Raw genomic sequence first — 18,358 nt, forward strand, 5'->3', positions numbered from 1 at the left:
AAATCTGTGAAAGCATCTATCCTACAAAAACTCGAAGCCCTGAGCGAACGTTACGCCGAAATTGCAGCACTGTTAGGTGAGGCTGACGTGATCAGCGACCAACAACAATTTCGCAAACTCTCGATCGAATACAGCCAACTTGAACCCGTGTCGCAAGGCTTTCACGCCTACCAACAAACCGCCGCCGATATAGAAGCTGCCCAAGAAATGTTGTCAGACCCCGAAATGCGTGACATGGCCCAAGAGGAAATCGAAGCCGCCAAAGCTCGCCGCGCTACGCTCGAACTCGACCTGCAAAAACTGTTGTTACCGCAAGACCCGCACGATAACAGCAACGTGTTCCTCGAAATCCGGGCAGGCACGGGCGGGGATGAAGCCGCGATTTTTGCGGGGGATTTATTCCGCATGTACGCCCGTTACGCCGAAAGCCGCCGCTGGCAGATTGAAATCATCAGCCAAAACGAAGGTGAACACGGCGGTTTCAAAGAAATCATTTCCCGCGTGATTGGGCAAGGCGCGTATTCACGGCTCAAGTTTGAATCCGGTGCTCACCGGGTACAGCGCGTTCCTGCCACCGAATCCCAAGGGCGCATTCACACCTCCGCCGCCACCGTTGCGGTCATGCCGGAATTGGATGAGGTCGAAGCAGTTGATATTAATCCAGCCGACTTAAAGATCGACACCTATCGCTCCTCTGGTGCGGGTGGGCAGCACATCAACAAAACCGAATCCGCGATTCGCATTACCCACCTGCCCACCGGCATTGTAGTGGAGTGTCAGGAAGAACGCTCGCAGCACAAAAACCGCGCCAAAGCGATGGGGCTATTGCAATCACGCATCTTTGAGGGTGAACGCCAAAAACAAGCCGCCGAGCAAGCTGAAACCCGCAAAAACCTCGTTGGCTCTGGCGACCGCTCGGAACGCATCCGTACTTACAACTTCCCGCAAGGGCGCGTCACCGATCACCGCATCAATCTGACGTTGTATAAACTGGACGAAATCATGGCGGGTAGCGTTGATCAAGTAATCGAACCACTCATCAACGAATACCAAGCGGATCAGTTGGCGGCATTGGCGGGTGAATAACCAAAACTTACTGGCTGAGGCGATTCAACAACTGCAATCCCATTCAGATTCAGCACAGGCAGATGCCGAAATATTGCTAACACATTGCCTTCAAAAGTCCCGAACGTATTTATACACCTGGCCTGAAAAAACCGTAGACAGTGTGACAGAAGCCACCTTCCGGCAGTTGTTGGCAGAACGCTTGCGCGGTGTGCCGATTGCCTATCTAACTGGCCAACGCGAATTCTGGACACTCAATCTGAAAGTCACTCCCGACACCCTAATCCCCCGTCCTGAAACCGAACTCTTGGTGGAAACTGCCCTCTCTTTACTACCAACATACCCAGCAAACATCCTTGATCTTGGCACTGGCACTGGCGCAATTGCTTTGAGCCTCGCCAGCGAACGCCCTGACATTAGCATCACCGCTTGCGACTTTTCTACCGCAGCTTTAGCCGTTGCGATCGAAAACGCCCACAACCATCAGATACGGAATGTAAACTTCCTCCACTCAGACTGGTTTGCTGCCCTGCCCTCCCAACGGTTTGATGTGATTGTTTCCAACCCACCTTACATCGAAACCAATGACCCACACCTGACCCAAGGCGATGTACGCTTTGAACCCATCACCGCCCTCACTGCCGGTCACGATGGGCTGGATGACATTCGCCACATCGTACAAAACGCACCGCCTTGGCTAGTCAACGGTGGCTGGTTATTACTCGAACACGGTTATAACCAAGGTACTGCGGTCATGGCTTTGCTGCAAACGGCGGGGTTCCAACAAGTACGTTGCCTACCGGATTTGGCAGGCAACGACCGTGTTACCCTAGGGCAATGGCAGGCGACTTAGTCCGTCACATTGTGATCTAACCAGAACATGCGCGGTAACACATCGGTCAAATCGACACTGCCGGTTACACCACCCACACCTGTACCCTGCTCATCATTACTCGCATCCAGAATCGGCATTTCCAACTTGCCAACCCGAATTTCCACGGTTTGCTGACAATCACCTTCCACACACGCACCACCATCCGCTGCGCTGGGCAAACGGAAGATGATCTTGGCGGCATCCAAAATTTCATTGAACCCCGCGACCACAAAATCATCTTTGCCGCTTGTCCCAGTACCCGCATCGCGGTCAAGATTGGCGACTGCTTTACCGGTGAACAGATCCAGCACATACGCACGTGCACTGTTTGGTGGCACTTCGCACGGGTCAGGCGATGGCCCTTGTCCATCTTTATCCACCGGTGCGAACGTGGTGAACACCACTTTATTGAGGAACGTCACCGCAGGTGCAAGTACCTTTTCCCCGCTATGGCTAAAGTCGTAATACCAACCTTTGTAGGTGGTATCGGCAGGAGGGGTGAGTAGATTGTCATTCACACCAGTGAAGCCGGTTTTAGCATTCACCAAATCCGCATTGTTGAGTGCCACAAAACCCGCTGGCGGCTCATTGTAAACATTCGGATCCATCAAGACATAGAAACGGTCTTCCGTATTCGTATTCAAGGGGTGAGTGCGGTAGCCGCTGCCCAAGGAAATGGTCATGTGAACCTTGCCATTATTTTGAATCAAGGCAATATCCGGTTCATAGAAGAACTTGCGCGTATCCGTTCCATTGTCACCATTGGTTCCCAAATCGGCTATTTTGGTGAGAATCGCCTCATCGTAGTTGTACATATCCAGGTCACTGTCACGCAGATCGTGATCCATATCGACCCGCCACACATTCCCCCCCGTATCAGAAAAATACAGACGGTCGAGTGCGCCGTTACGATCCATATCCATGACACGAATATCACCCGGAATGCTGTGTTTGACTGGGTTATCAGCCGCGACGTTATTATACAAATCGCGCTGTAATGACCAGTGAATTTCGCCGCTGAGTGCATCCACAATCATGACATCCCGCCCTAAAGTATCGGCTAAGCGATCGCTCACCGTTTCCACGTCTTTGTTGGGGTCGTACCCTGCCCCAAAGACGACAACATCACGCAATGTATTGGAGGTTCTGCTACCAACACGCATCTTGGCAAGCGTGGGTTTTGACCAAGTTTCACCCAAGGAATCTAATACGCCGTCATCAACGTCGGGAGCGTTTTCTTTTTTCCACAAAATAACGGGGCTATCGGGTTCGGTAATATCCAGCGCGTAATAGGCGTTGCCACCACGGCGCAAACCAAAAAACAATATGCGCTTATCTTGATCGGCTGTTTCAATGTCACCGTCCAGATTTTTGTCGTAATTCCACAAGGTTAACGGGCCATCAATCCCGTAAACATGGTCTTTAGTCGGTAAGTTTTCCATGAACGTTTTGATATTGGGTAACAAGCCTTTCGGCATGAATGCCCATTGCTCCTCACCGTTACCCGTATCAATCGAATGCAGGAAACCTTCGTTAGTCGCCGCGAAGATACGTTCCTCACCATCACCGTAGTCCACCACTAAAGGCTTGCTATTCAGTATATCCCCCATTTGTTTGCGCACAGTTCCGTCAGGATTTTTACCTCTGATAAAATCAATCAATTGATTTTTCAGTGTGGTGCACTCGCTTCTGCTGTTAGCATCAGGGTTATCGGGATCGCAACCGTTAGGGTTATCGCCATGACCACTATTACCGTCATTATCTTGGTAAACACTTGCAATCGGTAAATTAGCATTAGAGCCTTTTAGTGCATTCTCTGCTGCGGTCAGATCACTATTAGCACTCACATCGGTGTAAAGATTGCGGCTGTCAGGTACTGGCAATTGGCTGGCAGCTCCCCCACTGGTGACATCTGCACCACTGATCGGCCCCCACAAATCATCAGCCGTTTCCAGAAACTCACCCTTGTCATTCACCACAGCTTTTCCACTGATCACTTTATTAGTCACTGGATCACGTACCAGCGGCTCACCGACAATTTTACCGTCGACCGTGCGGGCAAATTTTTTCACATTACCCGACCACATGGCGGTGGTACTGCGGTCAAACATCGGGATGTAAACTTCATCGCTGTGTGCCAGCATATTGTTGGTGTCGATGGCATAGGTAGGAGAACTGAACGAAGAAGAAGCCTTACTGATGGAATTCAGAATGGCCTTGAAAGCTCCTGCTAACTGTTCCGCATTATCCGCAGTAAATGCACCGTCTTCTTTCGTCGCCAAATCTTTCAAATAAGCCGTGCCGGTTGGCTCATCACCCAAGGCAAACGCGACGGTATACGTATCAATCCCCTGTTTGCCTTTCAACGCATCGTTATGGTCGGTATCTGCCAACCAGCGAGTAAGTTCAGGGCCACAACGACCACTGTTGTAACCGCGCGGTGCGGCAGCAGTCGTGCCACAATTGTTGGCGGCAGCCCCCAGGTAATCCTGCAATGGCGGCGCTACTTTGATTTGGCTGTTATTGGTGGCAATCAGGCCGGTGAAGTAAGCCGTCCAATCAGGCGCGGGCATGGGGTTGAAATCGCTCATCGCTAGATTTTTCACGGAAGGCGGGTAATAGCGCGTGCCGTCCGTATCCCCCAAGCCGGGAAAATAGGGGTATTCGGGCTTGCCATCCGACATTAGTACTAGGTAATTGGCTTGGCAACTGTATTGAATCGGGGACTTGTAGGTGGGATCCCCCTCTACCTCATCGCAAATCGTATGTTGGCACTTCTCAATGACCGTCGAACAGGTGTAATCATCATTTTTGCAAGAGCCAGAGCCATCGCCCCCGGTCGGAATCCATACACAACACTGGTTGTGACTGGTTGAAGCACAACTGCCCGGTACAATATTGGTGTTGCATTGCCCCCAACTCTTCACGCAGGGTTCAGGATGAGAAGTCTTACAGGTCGGTGCATTGTCATACGTCAGGGGATGCGCGGCCCAACCAATCGTGGGTACATCCATACCCCATTCAACCGTGTCACCGCGAAAATAACGTGCCGCTTCATACAGTGAGTCCACAATCGGTGTGTAACCATTGGCTTCCCAATCGTGCACAATGTCAGCGAGAAATTTGCGCACCACCGTGCCAACAGCAGGATTCGGTAAATTATCATCACCTAGCGGCGGCACTTCTGCATCAATCGGGGAGATTGGGAAGTTCGTTCCTTTAATAGAACTCCACCAATAGTCATTACCCAAGCCATGGTTAGCATAATGCATCAATCCCACATTCAAGTTGCTCGGCGCTGTGTTCATCACTTCCTGAAAGGAATCTTTCAAAACCTGCATTCGCGTGCGTTTGGGATTTTGGGTATCCGTTGTCACCACTTGCTTCATGCTGCCTGAGGCATCAATAACAAACAAGACGTTGGGCGCAACAGTGCCGCTTTTGTCTGCAAAATAGATTTCGGTTTCATCCGCCATGACGACTGAAACAAGCGATAACGCTACTGTCAGCAGTAACCAACCCATCAAGTGATGCTTATTTTTCATGCTTATTACATCGCTAGTAAAATTATTTTATTAACCATTCGCCAATACTAATACGAAAGACCATCCTCGCGCCAGAAAGTCCGAGGCAGAATATCGGTCAAATCTACACTCCCTGCCACGCCCGCACCCACTGCATTATTCTTATCCATCACCGGCAGCAGCATCTTACCCACCCGGATTTCCACGGTTTGCTGGCAATCACCTTCCGTACACGCATCCACCCCATTGCCACCCACAGGGTCAAGGAACACAATCTGCGCACCACCGAGGATTTCATTCACACCCGCCACGACCGACTTATCCTTAGTGGCATCGACCGTACCATCGCGATCCAAGTCTGCAACTGCCTGCCCGTTAAACAAGTCGAGCACGTAAGCACGCGCGATATTCGCAGGCGCATTACAAGGGTCATCGCTAGTGCCATCGCCAACCGCAAACGTGGTGAACAGCACTTTATTGAGGAAAGATACCGCTGGGGCGAGCACTTTCTCAGCGTTATTCGGCAGGTCGTAATACCAACCCGCATAACCCGCATCCAATATAGACTTGCCTGTAGCCGCCAACGCATCCGCTTCGGTCAAATCAGCATCCGTCAAGGCCGTGAACGTTTCAGGTGCAGGCGCATACACATGCTCATCTTTCAATACGTAAAAACGGTCTTGAATAGCAGCACTCTGCGGATGCGAGCGATAGCCGCTGCCAATCGTCAATGTCATGACCGTTTGACCTTGATGCTGCATCAGCGCTATATCCGGCTCGTAATAGAACTTGCGCTTATCTGTTCCACTACCGCCCAGATTGGCTAAGTTGGTTAAACGGGCATCAGCATAATCGTACATACTGGCATCGGCATCACGTAAATCCATGTCCATATCCACGCGCCACACCTTGCCCCCCGTATCGGCGAAGTACAGGCGATCGAGTGCGCCGTTACGATCCATATCCAGCACCCGAATATCGCCGGGAATACTGTGTGTCAGCAACGCATCAGCACCCAGCACATCCGCACGTAATGACCACAGCTTGTTACCCGATAAAGCATCGACGATGAACACATCACGCCCCATCGCATCCGCTACCCGACTTGCTGGGTTCTCTTCCTCTAACGCAGGGTCGAAGCCCCCCCCAAACACCAGCACATCTTTCAATTCCACCGGGTCAGCGACGGCTTCCTGTACACGCATTTTAGCCAAAGCTGGTTTTGACCAACTTTCGCCCAATTCGGCAAAATCCGTCTGGCTGCTGCTGAGCGTCCACGCCACGCTTGGGGCGGAAATGTCGGTCACATCCAGCGCGTAATACGCCTGCCCACCGCGCCGCAGCCCAAAGAACAAGTAGGCTTTTTCACCTTTGCTGGCATCAACTTTGCCATCACCATTCTTATCCAGCAGCCACGGCACCAATTGCCCATCGACACCGTAGAAATGGGTTTTGGGTTGGTTGTTGTCGTAAAAATGACGGATGTTTTTCAACAAGGATTGGGGCATGAATGCCCATTTTTCTGCGCCAGCATCGGTATCAAAGGCGTGCAGAAACCCTTCATTAGTCCCCACCAGCACATAACTTTTGCCATCAATGTAATCCAGTACGGCGGGTTTACTGTTCATGATGTCGCCCATGTGGTGACGTGGCGTCGTGCCATCTTTGTCATAGCCGCGTGCAAAAGCCAACAGGCTGGCGTGCAAGGCATCGTCCATCCCCGCATCACCCAGCAATGTTTTGGTAATGGCCGTATTGGCGACACCAAGATTACCCATCGCGCCACCCGCATCGGTGTACAACGTGCGGCTGGCAGGGTTCAGCAATGCCGCAGCCCCACCTGCCTGTACTTGATTGCCATCCGCAGCGGCTGAAGTTGACCATTCATCCCAAGCATCATTGGCAAACTGCCCCTTGTCATCCACCGCAGGCTTGTTATTTTTAGTGCTGTAAATCTGGCCTTTTTGAATATCAACGACCCCATCACTATCGCTATCAATGGGCGATTTCGCCACCTTGAATTTTTTCAGATTACCTGACCACAACGGCAACAGGCTGCGCTCAAACACCGGGATATACACATTGTCACCGTGCGCCAACAGATTGCTCTTGTCGATACTGTAAGCCGGAGCGCTGAACGAGGCAGATGCCGCATCAATTTTATCCAGAATACTGTTGAAACTCTTGGTCAGGTCATCCAAGTTACTGGCAGTAAACGCACCACTCCCCACCGCCGCCAGATTTCCCCAGTAACGCAGCGGATTCAACAGCTCCCGCAAACCAGAACGGACGTCTGCCATCGCCACGCCAGCACCCAGTACCCCAAAGACTTGCTGATACACATTCCGGGGTTGTTGCGCTAAGGCCAGCGGCTTGGTAACGGTATAATCCTGCGCTTGATACGCCACACTGGCAGCGGCGATTTGCCCGCCCTCGATGCGGTTAACCTTGCGGATCACTTGATCAAAGGCCAGTTTCAAGCTGGCACTGTCGTTGGCGGCCAATGCCCCATCGGTCATATTGGCAAGGCTGGCAAGGTAGTCAGTGCCCGCCTTATCTTCCACGCCAAACGCGACGGTGAACGTACCAATCGCTTGTTTGCCGTCAATACTGCTGGCTTGATCGCTATTCGCCTGAAAATGGGTTAACTCAGGGCCACAGGTTCCGCTTTTATAACCATTTGGCGCGTCATTGCCACAATTCTCACCCTTGCCTGTCAGGGTTTGCACGTCATTTTTGCGTAACGGGTATTGGTTAATCCCGCCGCCGCTGCTGGCACTGCCTGCGTATTCGGGGCGACCATCCGACATCAGCACCACGTAATTGGCTTGGCATTCGTGTTCAATCGGTGAAATATAGCGCTTTGCACCACCACAAACGGTTTGCTGCTGCTGACAAATTTCTTCCTCAATCACCTCTTCTTCTGCACAAACCGTCTGGGTATTGGTGGTCGGGGTAGAACAAGAGAAACCACCGATACACTTCTGCACATCTTTGGTACAAGCCACATCGGTACATTGCTGCACATCTTTCATGCAAGCGACATCGGTACATTGCTGCACATCCTTCATGCACGCAACATCTTTGCAACTGTTGATCGGCTTACCGGACTCATCGTAACCACTGACCGTGCATACTTGGCAGGTACTCGCTTGTTGTACTGTTTTGCAATCCTGGCACATGCCCGGTTGTTTGACGGTTTTGCAATCTTGGCAGGTACTGGCTTCCTTAACGGTTTCCCAGCCGCAACATTGATTCGTTAACGAAGAAGTCACTGTCTCGGTTTTGTAGGTTTTACAGACTGTGTGCGTTTGGGGTTTGCAATCCGTGATCGGCAACTCGGCATTGCATTGTTTTGCCGTGTTATTGCACGACCATTGATTGGTTTGGCAGTTTAAGGTCGTATCGTTGACGTAAGTGGCAGGGTGCGCGGCGCGTACTTGATCCGGTGCGAGATTTCCGAAATCGACCGCATCACCACGGTAGTAACGGCTGGCTTCGTATAACGCATCAACGATGGGCGTATTCCCGCCCGCTTGCCAACTGTTAGCAACGTCTTGCAAGAACGTCCGCACCGGCTGCTTAGCACCCGTAGGATTGGGTAAATTGTCTTGCCCCAACGGAATGCTGGCTTCGATAATGGCTTTAGCACTGCCGTTGCCATCCTTATCCAAATCAATGGGTTTGACAGGAAAGCTCACGCCGTTGGCTTGATTTTCGCCGTGCCCGCCGTAGCGCATCAACCCGATATTCAGATTGCTGGGTGCAGAGGTTAATACCGCGCTGACCGCTTCCTGCATCACCTGCATCCGCGTTTTGCCGCCGCTATCGGGTACGGTGTTTTTATTGACGCACGTTGTGTCTGGTTTGTCGTACAGCCCGTTGCTATCTGCTTGGCATTCCATACTGAGTGAGGTATCCAACACAAATAAGATGTTGGGGTTCACACTCACACCTTGCGAGTAGTAGATTTCCGCATCATCCGCCATCAACACAGCAGAAAATAGCAGCGGAATCGCGGGCAATAAGCGACTAAACAGACGTTTCATATTGTACCTTCTTATTCTTGATTACCAACAGACCGTGGAGGCAGCATCGCTGCTATCTTTGGCTGCTTTAACGCCACGATTATTCAGCGTTAATACTTTGCAAGGGGCATCGTGCGCCTGCGGTTTACCCGTGGCTGCGGTCGCGGTCGCAGTAAAAGCGGTAGCGCTAGCAGTGATGGATAGTGTGTAATGACCATCCGGGCTGCTAGTGCCGTAGCCCAACGCAGTCGTGTCGCCATAACTGCGGTTACGCAAGAAATAGCTCTCTTCACGCTGGGCGATTTCCATCAAAGCTACTTTAGCATCTGCCCGGCGGCTCTTCTGCACGCTCGCGGTATAGATTGGGTAAGCAATCGCTGCCAGAATGCCGACAATCGCCACGGTGATCATAAGTTCAATCAGGGTGAAGCCTTGGTTGCGGTCTTTTATTGTTATCATTGTTGGTATCTCTTGGCTAACTTAGTTGATTTTAGGAACAGGTTTCAGCACACCTTCAGAATGTTTACTCTTTGCCCCTGTGCCTGTCAGGGAAGCATTGGCGTTCGTCGTAAAGATACGGCAGGCAATTCCTCCGGCATCCGGTGTCATTTCAGTGGTCATCGCGATCCCTTTGAGGGGTGGGCAGCCTTCTTCCTCGCTCATCGCCGCCTCCCCTGTTACCGTCACGTTGCTGGCGGCATCATTGAATATCCCCGTCCCCACCCCTGACTCACTCAAAGAACTGTTCGTCGTACCCACGTTTTTCAACTCACGGGTTTTAACCTTATTTTTATCGTAAGCACCCACTGTAGGTGTCGTACCCGTGGAGGCTGTCATCATGATCTGGTACAAGTTGGTGGATTTATTCAGCATCGAATCCGCCCCTTGGAACGTCAGCATGTACATCATCTGGTTGCCCGCAATGCGGCTATCCACCGTTGCCATCCGCGTGGCAGCAATACCAATCACGGTCATGGTCATCAAAATAACCAACCCCCACACCAATACTGCACCGCGTTGCTGTTTGCCTGCTGTTCTCATGCTAATTCTCCCTTAGCCATCAACCACATTACGTAAATGGATCACGGCGGAATACACCGCCCGCTGGTAACGGTCATTACGAGTCAACGACACCCCCAACACATTGTAAGTTTTCGATTCTGCGGTGGGTAACACGGGTTCCAGTGACCTGACCAGTATGCCCGCCTTGATGCTGATGACCTGTTGCCAACCTCCGGCGGCGGTAACGTCATTTGCATCCATATACTGATCCACCGCCCCATTAGCATCCGCATCCACACCGTAGAGAAATTGGATATTTTCAATCCCATTCACAATCGGCTTTTTGGACTGATTCGCATTAGAACCCGCTCCATACAGGATCGGGATCAATACACCCAACGAATCTTTGGTGGAACCATCAGTAGCCACGTGAAAAGCGTTATAAACTAACGAGCTTTCTAGGTTGGGCGTGCCACCAAAGCAAGCTGCATTAAGATTGCTTGATAGCACATCTGAAGACAATGTTGCGTCACCAATAAAGCGAATGCTAACGGAGTCACCATAAACAGTACTGAATCCTTCTTGCGTCGCACTACCCTTGATTGCATTGGATAACGTAGTGCTACATCCCACCTTCGGATCGGTAGCACCACTCACATAGAAATACCCCCCCACGCTATCCATCGGTAATTTATTCGCGGTTGCATATCCCGCGTGTTCCAGATGTTTGGTCAACGTAGTCAAGGCCACACGGGCACTTTCATCCATCAGCGATAGCTGATCACGCGCTTGGTAATTGCGCTTACTGCTCATGTAAACCGTGCTTATCCCCGCCACCAACACCAAGCTGACCAGCATGGCAATCATCAACTCGATGAGGGAAAGCCCCCTCTGCCTATTATTTTTCATCGTTTTCCCCTACAGAATGGCATTCAGGTTGATAGTGAAAGATTCCACGCCATCCGTGCCGCCATCAAAATCAGCCTGACGGGTAGCATTGCGCTCATCCCATTGCAGGCTAACGCTCAAACCTTGATTGCAATCGGCGGGCGGATCAACAGAGGGGCTACCCGCAGGAGGTGGGTCAAAACACGCCACGGTCAGTGCACCATTGATCAAGGTATTGCTGATACTGGTGTTCGTCGCACACAGGTCATAAGCCGCCAAGTTAGCAGGCGTACAGACTCCACTCCCACAAGCAAGCAGAGCCGCCGCCGCCGGGCAAACAGTCGTAGGCGTAACATTGTAGTTTCCGGCCAAAGCAGCCGCGCGGTTAGCACGCATGTGTTCCAATAAATCATGCACGATCCAAGTGGCTTGCTGCATCTGGTAAGAATTGTGCGTGGTTTTCATACCAGCAATTTGTAAGCCAGCCAGACCCAGTAATCCGGTCGATAGCACAACGGTTGCGACCAGCACTTCTATCAAGCTCAAACCGGCTTGTTGACGAGGAAACGATGAACGTATCGGCATAGAGCCACCTATTACTATTATGATTGGGGCGTATTAAGTGAAGCTATTATACTGCAAACCGAACTCTATGCATGAAAAATACAACTTATACCGACAAGCTGTACTATTCAGGGAATCAATGGTAATTGCACATTGATTAAACAGCCCATAAAAAAACCCCAGTTACCTAGGGCTATAAACTCTCAACTCATGACTCTGACACTGTTGTGCTATTCTAGCAGTCGCTACATCTGTCTCATCGGTTCATGTGTTTGTCTCATGTTTTTAGTGAAGTCTTAGTGAAAAAGTAGGATCTAAACTTGACCTAACTCCACCTTCACGTAGCAAGCGCTCTAATTGCTTCCCTAAATCACCCAAATCCTGGCGATAAAGAACTAAACCATCTAACAAAAGCTGAGCGGTACTCCGCTGCCTTACACTATCCCTAGCCAAAAGTCTTCTATTCATCTACCAGCTCCCCGGCTTTGACCACTAGTACTAACCCTCAGCTTAACTATAGTGCAAAAATAATTTGGCTCAATATGCGTTTCAGGGTCTTATCCCAACAGCAGCGAAAGCAAGGACTGTAAGGCAGCTTGCCCCCGTTTCCTGATGTTGTGAAGAGACTCGAAGAATGCAAGGTAACACGGTAGCTTTTCTTGTGAGATCCCCCGATGAGGTCGTAACCATGAGCGTAACAGTGACCAAAAACCTTCCATCGTATTGACGTGGACTTCATGGAAACCGTCACCATCTTCGTCACGGGCATATTCGCCTGCGCCATGGTTGACGGTTTTGTGGGCATAGCCCCATTCTTCCAATCGGCTGTAAATGTTGTACTCATCGGTGTAGACCAGCGTGCCTGCTGCCACCGTTTCCACAATCAACGGCTTGATCGTCGTCTGTTTCACATTCGCCAGCATACGGATCACGACCTCCCCGGAACGCTGGATCATGCCGAAAATGGGTGGTTTGTCCTTTTCCAGTGTCCCACGCCCCGGCGCACCTTTCAGGGCGCGGCGGCGACCTTCACGCCCAGCATCCGCGACGGCTTCGGGGTTTCCCTTGTGTCCAGCCTTGACATAAACCTCATCAAATTCAACATTCCCAAACAGGTTTACTGGCGTTTTTTTCTCGACACCACGCCGTAACTGTTCCGTCATCGCCTGAACATCATCCTTGTTCAACCCCAATTCGCGGGCGATTTGTTGGTTGGACAGGTTCAACGACATCAGGTACAGGCACAACACCCACACCTTCAGCGGCTGGTGGTGGCCTTCAAACACCGTGCCCGTCAGGTCATCAAAACGCTTTTGGCAATCCTTACACTGGTAACGCTGGCGTTCCTGCTGGGTGTCATCCTTGCCTCGACGGATAGTGTCCTGTGAACCGCAGTGCGGACAAATCACCCCATTAGGCCAACGCACGGAACGGACTTGCTCGAAACAGGCGGCATCACTGGTCAGGCTGGAAATACTGATGAGCGAGGTCATAAAGCCTCTCCTTGGCTATCGGAAATGACTAACTTTACCGCTATCCATCACGTTTGCAATGCCGGGGAAAACAAGACCCTGAAACGCATATTGAGCCATAATTTTTTGGTGTTGTCTTTCCACTAAGTTTGGGGATAATACAAGAAATTTAGTATATTACCTGTTACTGATTGAGCATAATGATGACCGAAACGCTTACCTATGAATCACGCACCGTATTCGTTGACGAACTAAGCCCTCAACAAATTAAACAGTTACAATTAGAAACAGCCAAGGCTCATGGCTTGTCAGCGCATTTCCACGATACCTTGCAAGCCGGTATCAATGGCCCTGAATTAGCGGTCATCCCCACCGGGCGCTTTGAAATGGGTTCAGAACCTAGTGAATTAGGTCATCAGCGCGATGAAGCCCCACGCCACCTCACCATGATCCGAAAACCATTCGCTATCGGCATCTACCCGATTACCGGCGAAGAATTCCGGCTGTTTCGCCAAGAAACCGAATGGTTTTTACGTCCAGAACTCATCTGGCACGAAGGCCGTTACCCCGCTATTAATATCCGTATGGAAGATGTCAAATTGTTTCTGGCATGGCTGAGTATGCAAACCGGTCAAACTTATCGACTCCCGACTGAAGCAGAATGGGAATACGCCGCACGTGCTGGCACCACTACTCCGTTTCATCATGGCGAAGACGTGAGTTGCCGGGAAGTGCATTTCAACCCCTTCTTTCCTTACCGAGAACAACCTGAAAAGCGCTCATGGTTCATACCACGTTGCTTCCCTAGCCCTAAAGCCAGTGAGGTTGGCTTGCAAGCTCCAAATGCATGGGGGTTGCATGACATGCATGGTAATGTTTGGGAATTTACACAAGATCATTGGACAAGCTCACACCTTAATGCTAATCGTGATGGCAGCTCATCAGTAGCCGCCAACCCCTACTGGTATGTCACCAAAGGTGGGTCATGGTTCGATCCCGCCGCACGTGCCAGAAGTGCAGCCCGCAAGAAACGCTACATGGATGAAATGGATACGAACCTCGGCTTTCGGGTAGTACGCGAACTTTAGCGATCAAATTCCAGCGCCATACCTGTTGGCACGACATCCAGCAACTTGCTGTCCTTCCAGACCAACTGTCCGTTCACAAGGGTAGCGGCAATGCTTGAGCGGAATTCATAACCATCAAACGGTGTCCACCCGCACTTCGACAAGCTGTTAGCGTGCGTCGAGGTGAATGGCTGTTCCAAATCAACCAACACCAAATCTGCCCAATAACCTTCACGGATATACCCACGTTCTTTGATATTGAACATCTCAGCAACCGCATGACTGGTTTTCTCGACAATGAATTCCAATGTAAAAATGCCATCCTGATAATGCTCTAACACCAGAGGAAGTGCGTGTTGCACCAAGGGCAAACCTGAAGGAGCTTTGAAATAGCTAGGGTTGTGTTTTTCTTCCCAGGTATGCGGCGCATGGTCAGTGCCGATCACATCCAATCGCCCATCCAGCAATGCCTGAATAATACCCGCCCGATCTTCAGCGGTTTTAATCGCAGGGTTGCACTTGATTAACGCGCCTTTGCTGGCGTAATCTTCATCCGCAAAATGCAGGAAATGCACACAAGCCTCTGCGGTAATACGTTTATCTTTCAAGTCAATATCAGCAAACATCTCCGCTTCTTTCGCGGTCGAAATATGCAGAATATGCAAGCGTGTGCCACAACGTTTTGCCAGTTCCATCGCCATTGACGACGATTTATAACAAGCCGCCTCACTGCGAATAATAGGATGCAAACTAAACGGAATATTGTCACCGTAGATACTGCGGTAACTTTCCTCGTTTTCCATAATCGTCGGCGTATCTTCGCAATGTGCCGCAATCAGTGTAGGAGCATGTGTAAAGATTTGCTCCAATACATCAGGGTCATCAACCAACATATTGCCGGTTGACGCCCCCATGAATACTTTTATCCCACAAGCATCCTTAGGGTTTAAGGCTTTAATCGCCTCAAGGTTATCGTTGGAAGCGCCAAGGTAGAAAGCATAATTCCCCACCGACCGACCAGAAGCCAACTGCTTTTTCTCATTGAGAATCGCAGAAGTCAGGGTGTTAGGCACAGTATTCGGCATATCCATAAAACTGGTAATGCCCCCCGCTACCGCTGCACGGCTTTCTGTTGCCATATCGGCTTTGTGAGTCATGCCCGGTTCACGGAAGTGTACCTGATCATCAATCATGCCCGGCAACAAATGGCGTCCAGCAGCATCCAGCACTTCAATCCCAGGTGCTGACAATTGCTGACCGATAGCCTCGATACGCCCATTACGGACTAATACATCGGCTTCAAGAATCTGCCCTTCATTAACCACATTAGCATTGACAATCAACAGTGAACTCATGGGGAAGAGTCTCCTTGGGATCAGGATTCCCGTTCAAGAATCAGGAAAGAATAAGGATAAGGGTTTTTAGCGTCGGCAGAATGATTAACCTGCTCTACGGTACGCCATTGGTGATGATTATAGTCGGGAAAAAAAGTATCACCTGCAAAATCAGCATCAATCAGAGTTAAATACAGACGATCGGCATGCGCCAGAAAGTGCTGGTAGATTTGCGCCCCACCCACAATCATCACTTCGGGGGCAGCCCCGACAGCCTCCCAAGCCGCATCCGGTGAAGCAAAGCGCTCTGCACCACAGGGCTGGAAGGTTACATCACGTGAAATCACCAGATTACGTCGCCCCGGCAAAGCACGCCCTATCGAGTCCCAAGTTTTGCGCCCCATAATAACGGGCTTACCCACGGTATTTTGTTTGAACCAAGCAAGATCAGCGGGTAAGTGCCAAGGCATATTACCGTCACACCCAATCACCCGCTGGTGTGCCATCACTGCAATTAAAGACAGCATGGGGTTTACTTCACCACTCGTAAGAAGGAAGGGCGTGAGGTTGGTTTCTGTGGCGGTGGCGGTTCATCGTCATCATCCACTGCATCTGACACATCCGTTTCACCACTCGTATCACTGTCACTCGTCGTTGCATCCGGCACGCTCGCCAACGTAGGGCGTGGTGTCGCTGTCTCTGCTGTTGCTAACGCCATGCTTTCGGCGTATTCCTCCAGCGGAAAATTCAAACCATCGTGTGTTTCACGCGAATAAATTGCCATGATTGACCACATGGGCAGCCAAATCGACATGGCTTTACCACTGAAACGCGCACTGAAAGTGACTTGATCGTTATCCATCAGCAGATTATTAGCTGCGGTCATGCTGATATTAAGCACGATGTTGCCATCTTTGACGAATTGACGCGGCACTTTCACTTTAGGCGAACGTGCATCGACCATAATGTGTGGCGTCATGCCGTTATCCACGATCCATTCATAAAACGCCCGTAATAGATAAGGGCGCTTCGGCGTGGCAATAAATTCAGGAGGATTCGGCTGACTCATGGGCGGATCGACTTTTCAACCTTGCTTAATGATTGCTGGAACGCATCCCGTGAAAAGACCCGCTCCATGTACTTCAAAATAGGCTTGCCCTGTTTCTCTGGCACATCAATGCCGTATTTCGGTAAACGCCATAAAACCGGCGCAATCGTGCAATCCACCAAGGAAAAATCGTCACTGAGGAAATACGGTTTAACCGCAAAGACTTCAGCGGCTGACAACACACTTTCACGCAAGATTTTGCGTGCTTGTGATGCCGTTGCTTCATCGCCGTGTTCAATATCATGCACCAGTGAGAACCAGTCTTTTTCGATGCGGAACAAGGCCAAACGGGAATGCGCACGCGTCACAGGGTCAACCGGCATCAGTGGTGGATGCGGGAAACGCTCATCCAAGTATTCCATGATAATACGGGCGTCATACAACACTAAATCACGATCCAACAAGGTCGGTGTAGTGTTATAAGGATTCAACTCCGCGAGATCTTCGGGTTTGTTATCGGGGTTGATGTTGAGAATATCGACGGTAATATCTTTTTCCGCCAGCACAATACGCACCCGATGACTGTCTGCGCAGTCGGGGGCGGAAAATAATGTCATCACAGATCTTCGGCTGGAAAGCGAAGCCATATAAGCGGGACTCCCTGTACTGAAAACAAAAAAGCCACTCTATAGTACACTAGAGTGGCTTCAAGGTGTTATACCGATGAAAGATTAATGAACATCCTTCCAATATTCCTTCTTAAGGAAATACGCAACCACAGCGAACAATACCAAGAACAGCAACGTAAAGATGCCGTAAGTAGTACGGTGCAGCTTGGCTGGCTCACCCACATACGTTAGAAAGTTAGTAATATCACGCACGGTTTGATCATACTCAACCGGGGTCATACTACCTGCCTTAGTGAGTTTTAACTCACAATGTTCGGTCGCGTGTTCACCTTCACCCTTGGTGCAATGCTTCTCCTGCCAACCTTGCAATTCCCACAAAACGTGAGGCATACCGGCATTGGGGAAAACCACGTTGTTCGCACCGAGCGGACGGGTCGGATCAACATAGAACGCTTTCAGGTAACTGTAAATCCAGTCAGAACCGCGTGAACGCCCCACCAGAGACAAATCCGGTGGTGGTGCGCCGAACCATTCAGCAGACTGTTTCTGGGACATGCCGTTTTTCATCAACGCGCCCGGTTTTTCCAACTCACCATCGGCATCACGGGTAAAGATCAGGTTTTTAGCCACCTGCTCTTCGGTCAGACCCAAGTCAGCAGCTACACGGTTGTAACGGCTGAAATTCAAGGAGTGACAACCCATACAATAGTTAACGTAATACTTAGCACCACGTTGCAAGCTAGGCTGGTTGTGAATATCGACTTTCGCATCTTCCAGTTCAACACCACCACTCGCCATCGCAGTAGTGGTCATCAAGGACGCGGACAGTGCGAACATTACACTGACAATAAATTTTTTCATGT

15 protein-coding genes are annotated in these 18,358 nt (G+C 50.5%); 3 read left to right on the top strand and 12 right to left on the bottom strand.

The window, feature by feature from the left end; all coding sequences use genetic code 11:
- The first annotated feature begins 6 nt into the window (after positions 1-6).
- On the top strand, positions 7-1,086 hold the full coding sequence (gene prfA / locus QJT81_14505) for a peptide chain release factor 1 (GenBank protein ID WGZ93026.1): 1,080 nt from the start codon (positions 7-9) through the stop codon (positions 1,084-1,086).
- Complete coding sequence (gene prmC, locus QJT81_14510; protein WGZ93027.1) at positions 1,079-1,918, top strand: peptide chain release factor N(5)-glutamine methyltransferase; 840 nt, start codon at positions 1,079-1,081, stop codon at positions 1,916-1,918. The genes prfA and prmC overlap by 8 nt, the downstream gene beginning before the upstream one ends.
- On the opposite strand, the gene QJT81_14515 is transcribed toward prmC, so the two are convergent.
- The 7 genes from QJT81_14515 to QJT81_14545 form a co-directional block, all read right to left on the bottom strand.
- A complete protein-coding gene (locus QJT81_14515) occupies positions 1,915-5,484 on the bottom strand; it encodes a PilC/PilY family type IV pilus protein (protein WGZ93028.1) in 3,570 nt (1,189 codons plus the stop codon). The genes prmC and QJT81_14515 overlap by 4 nt on opposite strands.
- A 47-nt stretch (positions 5,485-5,531) precedes the next feature.
- Positions 5,532-9,512 carry a PilC/PilY family type IV pilus protein gene (locus QJT81_14520; GenBank protein WGZ93029.1) on the bottom strand — a complete coding sequence of 1,327 codons (3,981 nt, stop codon included), beginning with the start codon at positions 9,510-9,512 and terminating at the stop codon, positions 5,532-5,534.
- Between the two features lie 21 nt (positions 9,513-9,533).
- A complete protein-coding gene (locus QJT81_14525) occupies positions 9,534-9,950 on the bottom strand; it encodes a type IV pilin protein (protein WGZ93030.1) in 417 nt (138 codons plus the stop codon).
- 21 nt (positions 9,951-9,971) lie between these two features.
- Entirely contained in the window at positions 9,972-10,532 is a 561-nt protein-coding gene (locus QJT81_14530) for a PilX N-terminal domain-containing pilus assembly protein (protein ID WGZ93031.1), read from the bottom strand.
- Positions 10,533-10,544: 12 nt separating this feature from the next.
- Positions 10,545-11,402 carry a PilW family protein gene (locus tag QJT81_14535; GenBank protein ID WGZ93032.1) on the bottom strand — a complete coding sequence of 286 codons (858 nt, stop codon included), beginning with the start codon at positions 11,400-11,402 and terminating at the stop codon, positions 10,545-10,547.
- A gap of 9 nt (positions 11,403-11,411) precedes the next feature.
- Complete coding sequence (gene pilV, locus QJT81_14540; GenBank protein ID WGZ93033.1) at positions 11,412-11,966, bottom strand: type IV pilus modification protein PilV; 555 nt, start codon at positions 11,964-11,966, stop codon at positions 11,412-11,414.
- A gap of 536 nt (positions 11,967-12,502) precedes the next feature.
- Positions 12,503-13,438, bottom strand: coding sequence for an IS1595 family transposase (locus QJT81_14545; protein ID WGZ93034.1), 936 nt, complete (start codon positions 13,436-13,438; stop codon positions 12,503-12,505).
- Between the two features lie 179 nt (positions 13,439-13,617).
- Here QJT81_14545 and QJT81_14550 point away from each other — a divergent pair, with 179 nt between their 5' ends.
- Positions 13,618-14,505 carry a formylglycine-generating enzyme family protein gene (locus QJT81_14550; GenBank protein ID WGZ93035.1) on the top strand — a complete coding sequence of 296 codons (888 nt, stop codon included), beginning with the start codon at positions 13,618-13,620 and terminating at the stop codon, positions 14,503-14,505.
- Here QJT81_14550 and QJT81_14555 read toward each other — a convergent pair.
- The 5 genes from QJT81_14555 to QJT81_14575 all read right to left on the bottom strand — a co-directional run bounded on the left by QJT81_14555 (position 14,502) and on the right by QJT81_14575 (position 18,356).
- The gene (locus QJT81_14555; GenBank protein ID WGZ93036.1) at positions 14,502-15,839 is read right to left on the bottom strand and encodes a dihydroorotase; all 1,338 of its coding nucleotides are present in this window, start codon (positions 15,837-15,839) and stop codon (positions 14,502-14,504) included. The two genes, QJT81_14550 and QJT81_14555, sit on opposite strands and share 4 nt — an antisense overlap.
- 20 nt (positions 15,840-15,859) lie before the next feature.
- Positions 15,860-16,345 carry a type 3 dihydrofolate reductase gene (folA, locus tag QJT81_14560; GenBank protein ID WGZ93037.1) on the bottom strand — a complete coding sequence of 162 codons (486 nt, stop codon included), beginning with the start codon at positions 16,343-16,345 and terminating at the stop codon, positions 15,860-15,862.
- Positions 16,346-16,350: 5 nt separating this feature from the next.
- Complete coding sequence (locus QJT81_14565; protein WGZ93038.1) at positions 16,351-16,887, bottom strand: ClpXP protease specificity-enhancing factor; 537 nt, start codon at positions 16,885-16,887, stop codon at positions 16,351-16,353.
- Positions 16,884-17,513, bottom strand: a complete 630-nt coding sequence (locus QJT81_14570) for a glutathione S-transferase N-terminal domain-containing protein (protein WGZ93039.1) — start codon at positions 17,511-17,513, stop codon at positions 16,884-16,886. Before QJT81_14570 ends, QJT81_14565 begins: the two co-directional genes overlap by 4 nt.
- Before the next feature lie 84 nt (positions 17,514-17,597).
- Positions 17,598-18,356, bottom strand: a complete 759-nt coding sequence (locus tag QJT81_14575; GenBank protein WGZ93040.1) for a cytochrome c1 — start codon at positions 18,354-18,356, stop codon at positions 17,598-17,600.
- Positions 18,357-18,358 lie beyond the last annotated feature (2 nt).

Source organism: Candidatus Thiothrix putei, assembly GCA_029972225.1.
In the GTDB taxonomy this organism is placed as follows: Bacteria; Pseudomonadota; Gammaproteobacteria; order Thiotrichales; family Thiotrichaceae; genus Thiothrix; species Thiothrix putei.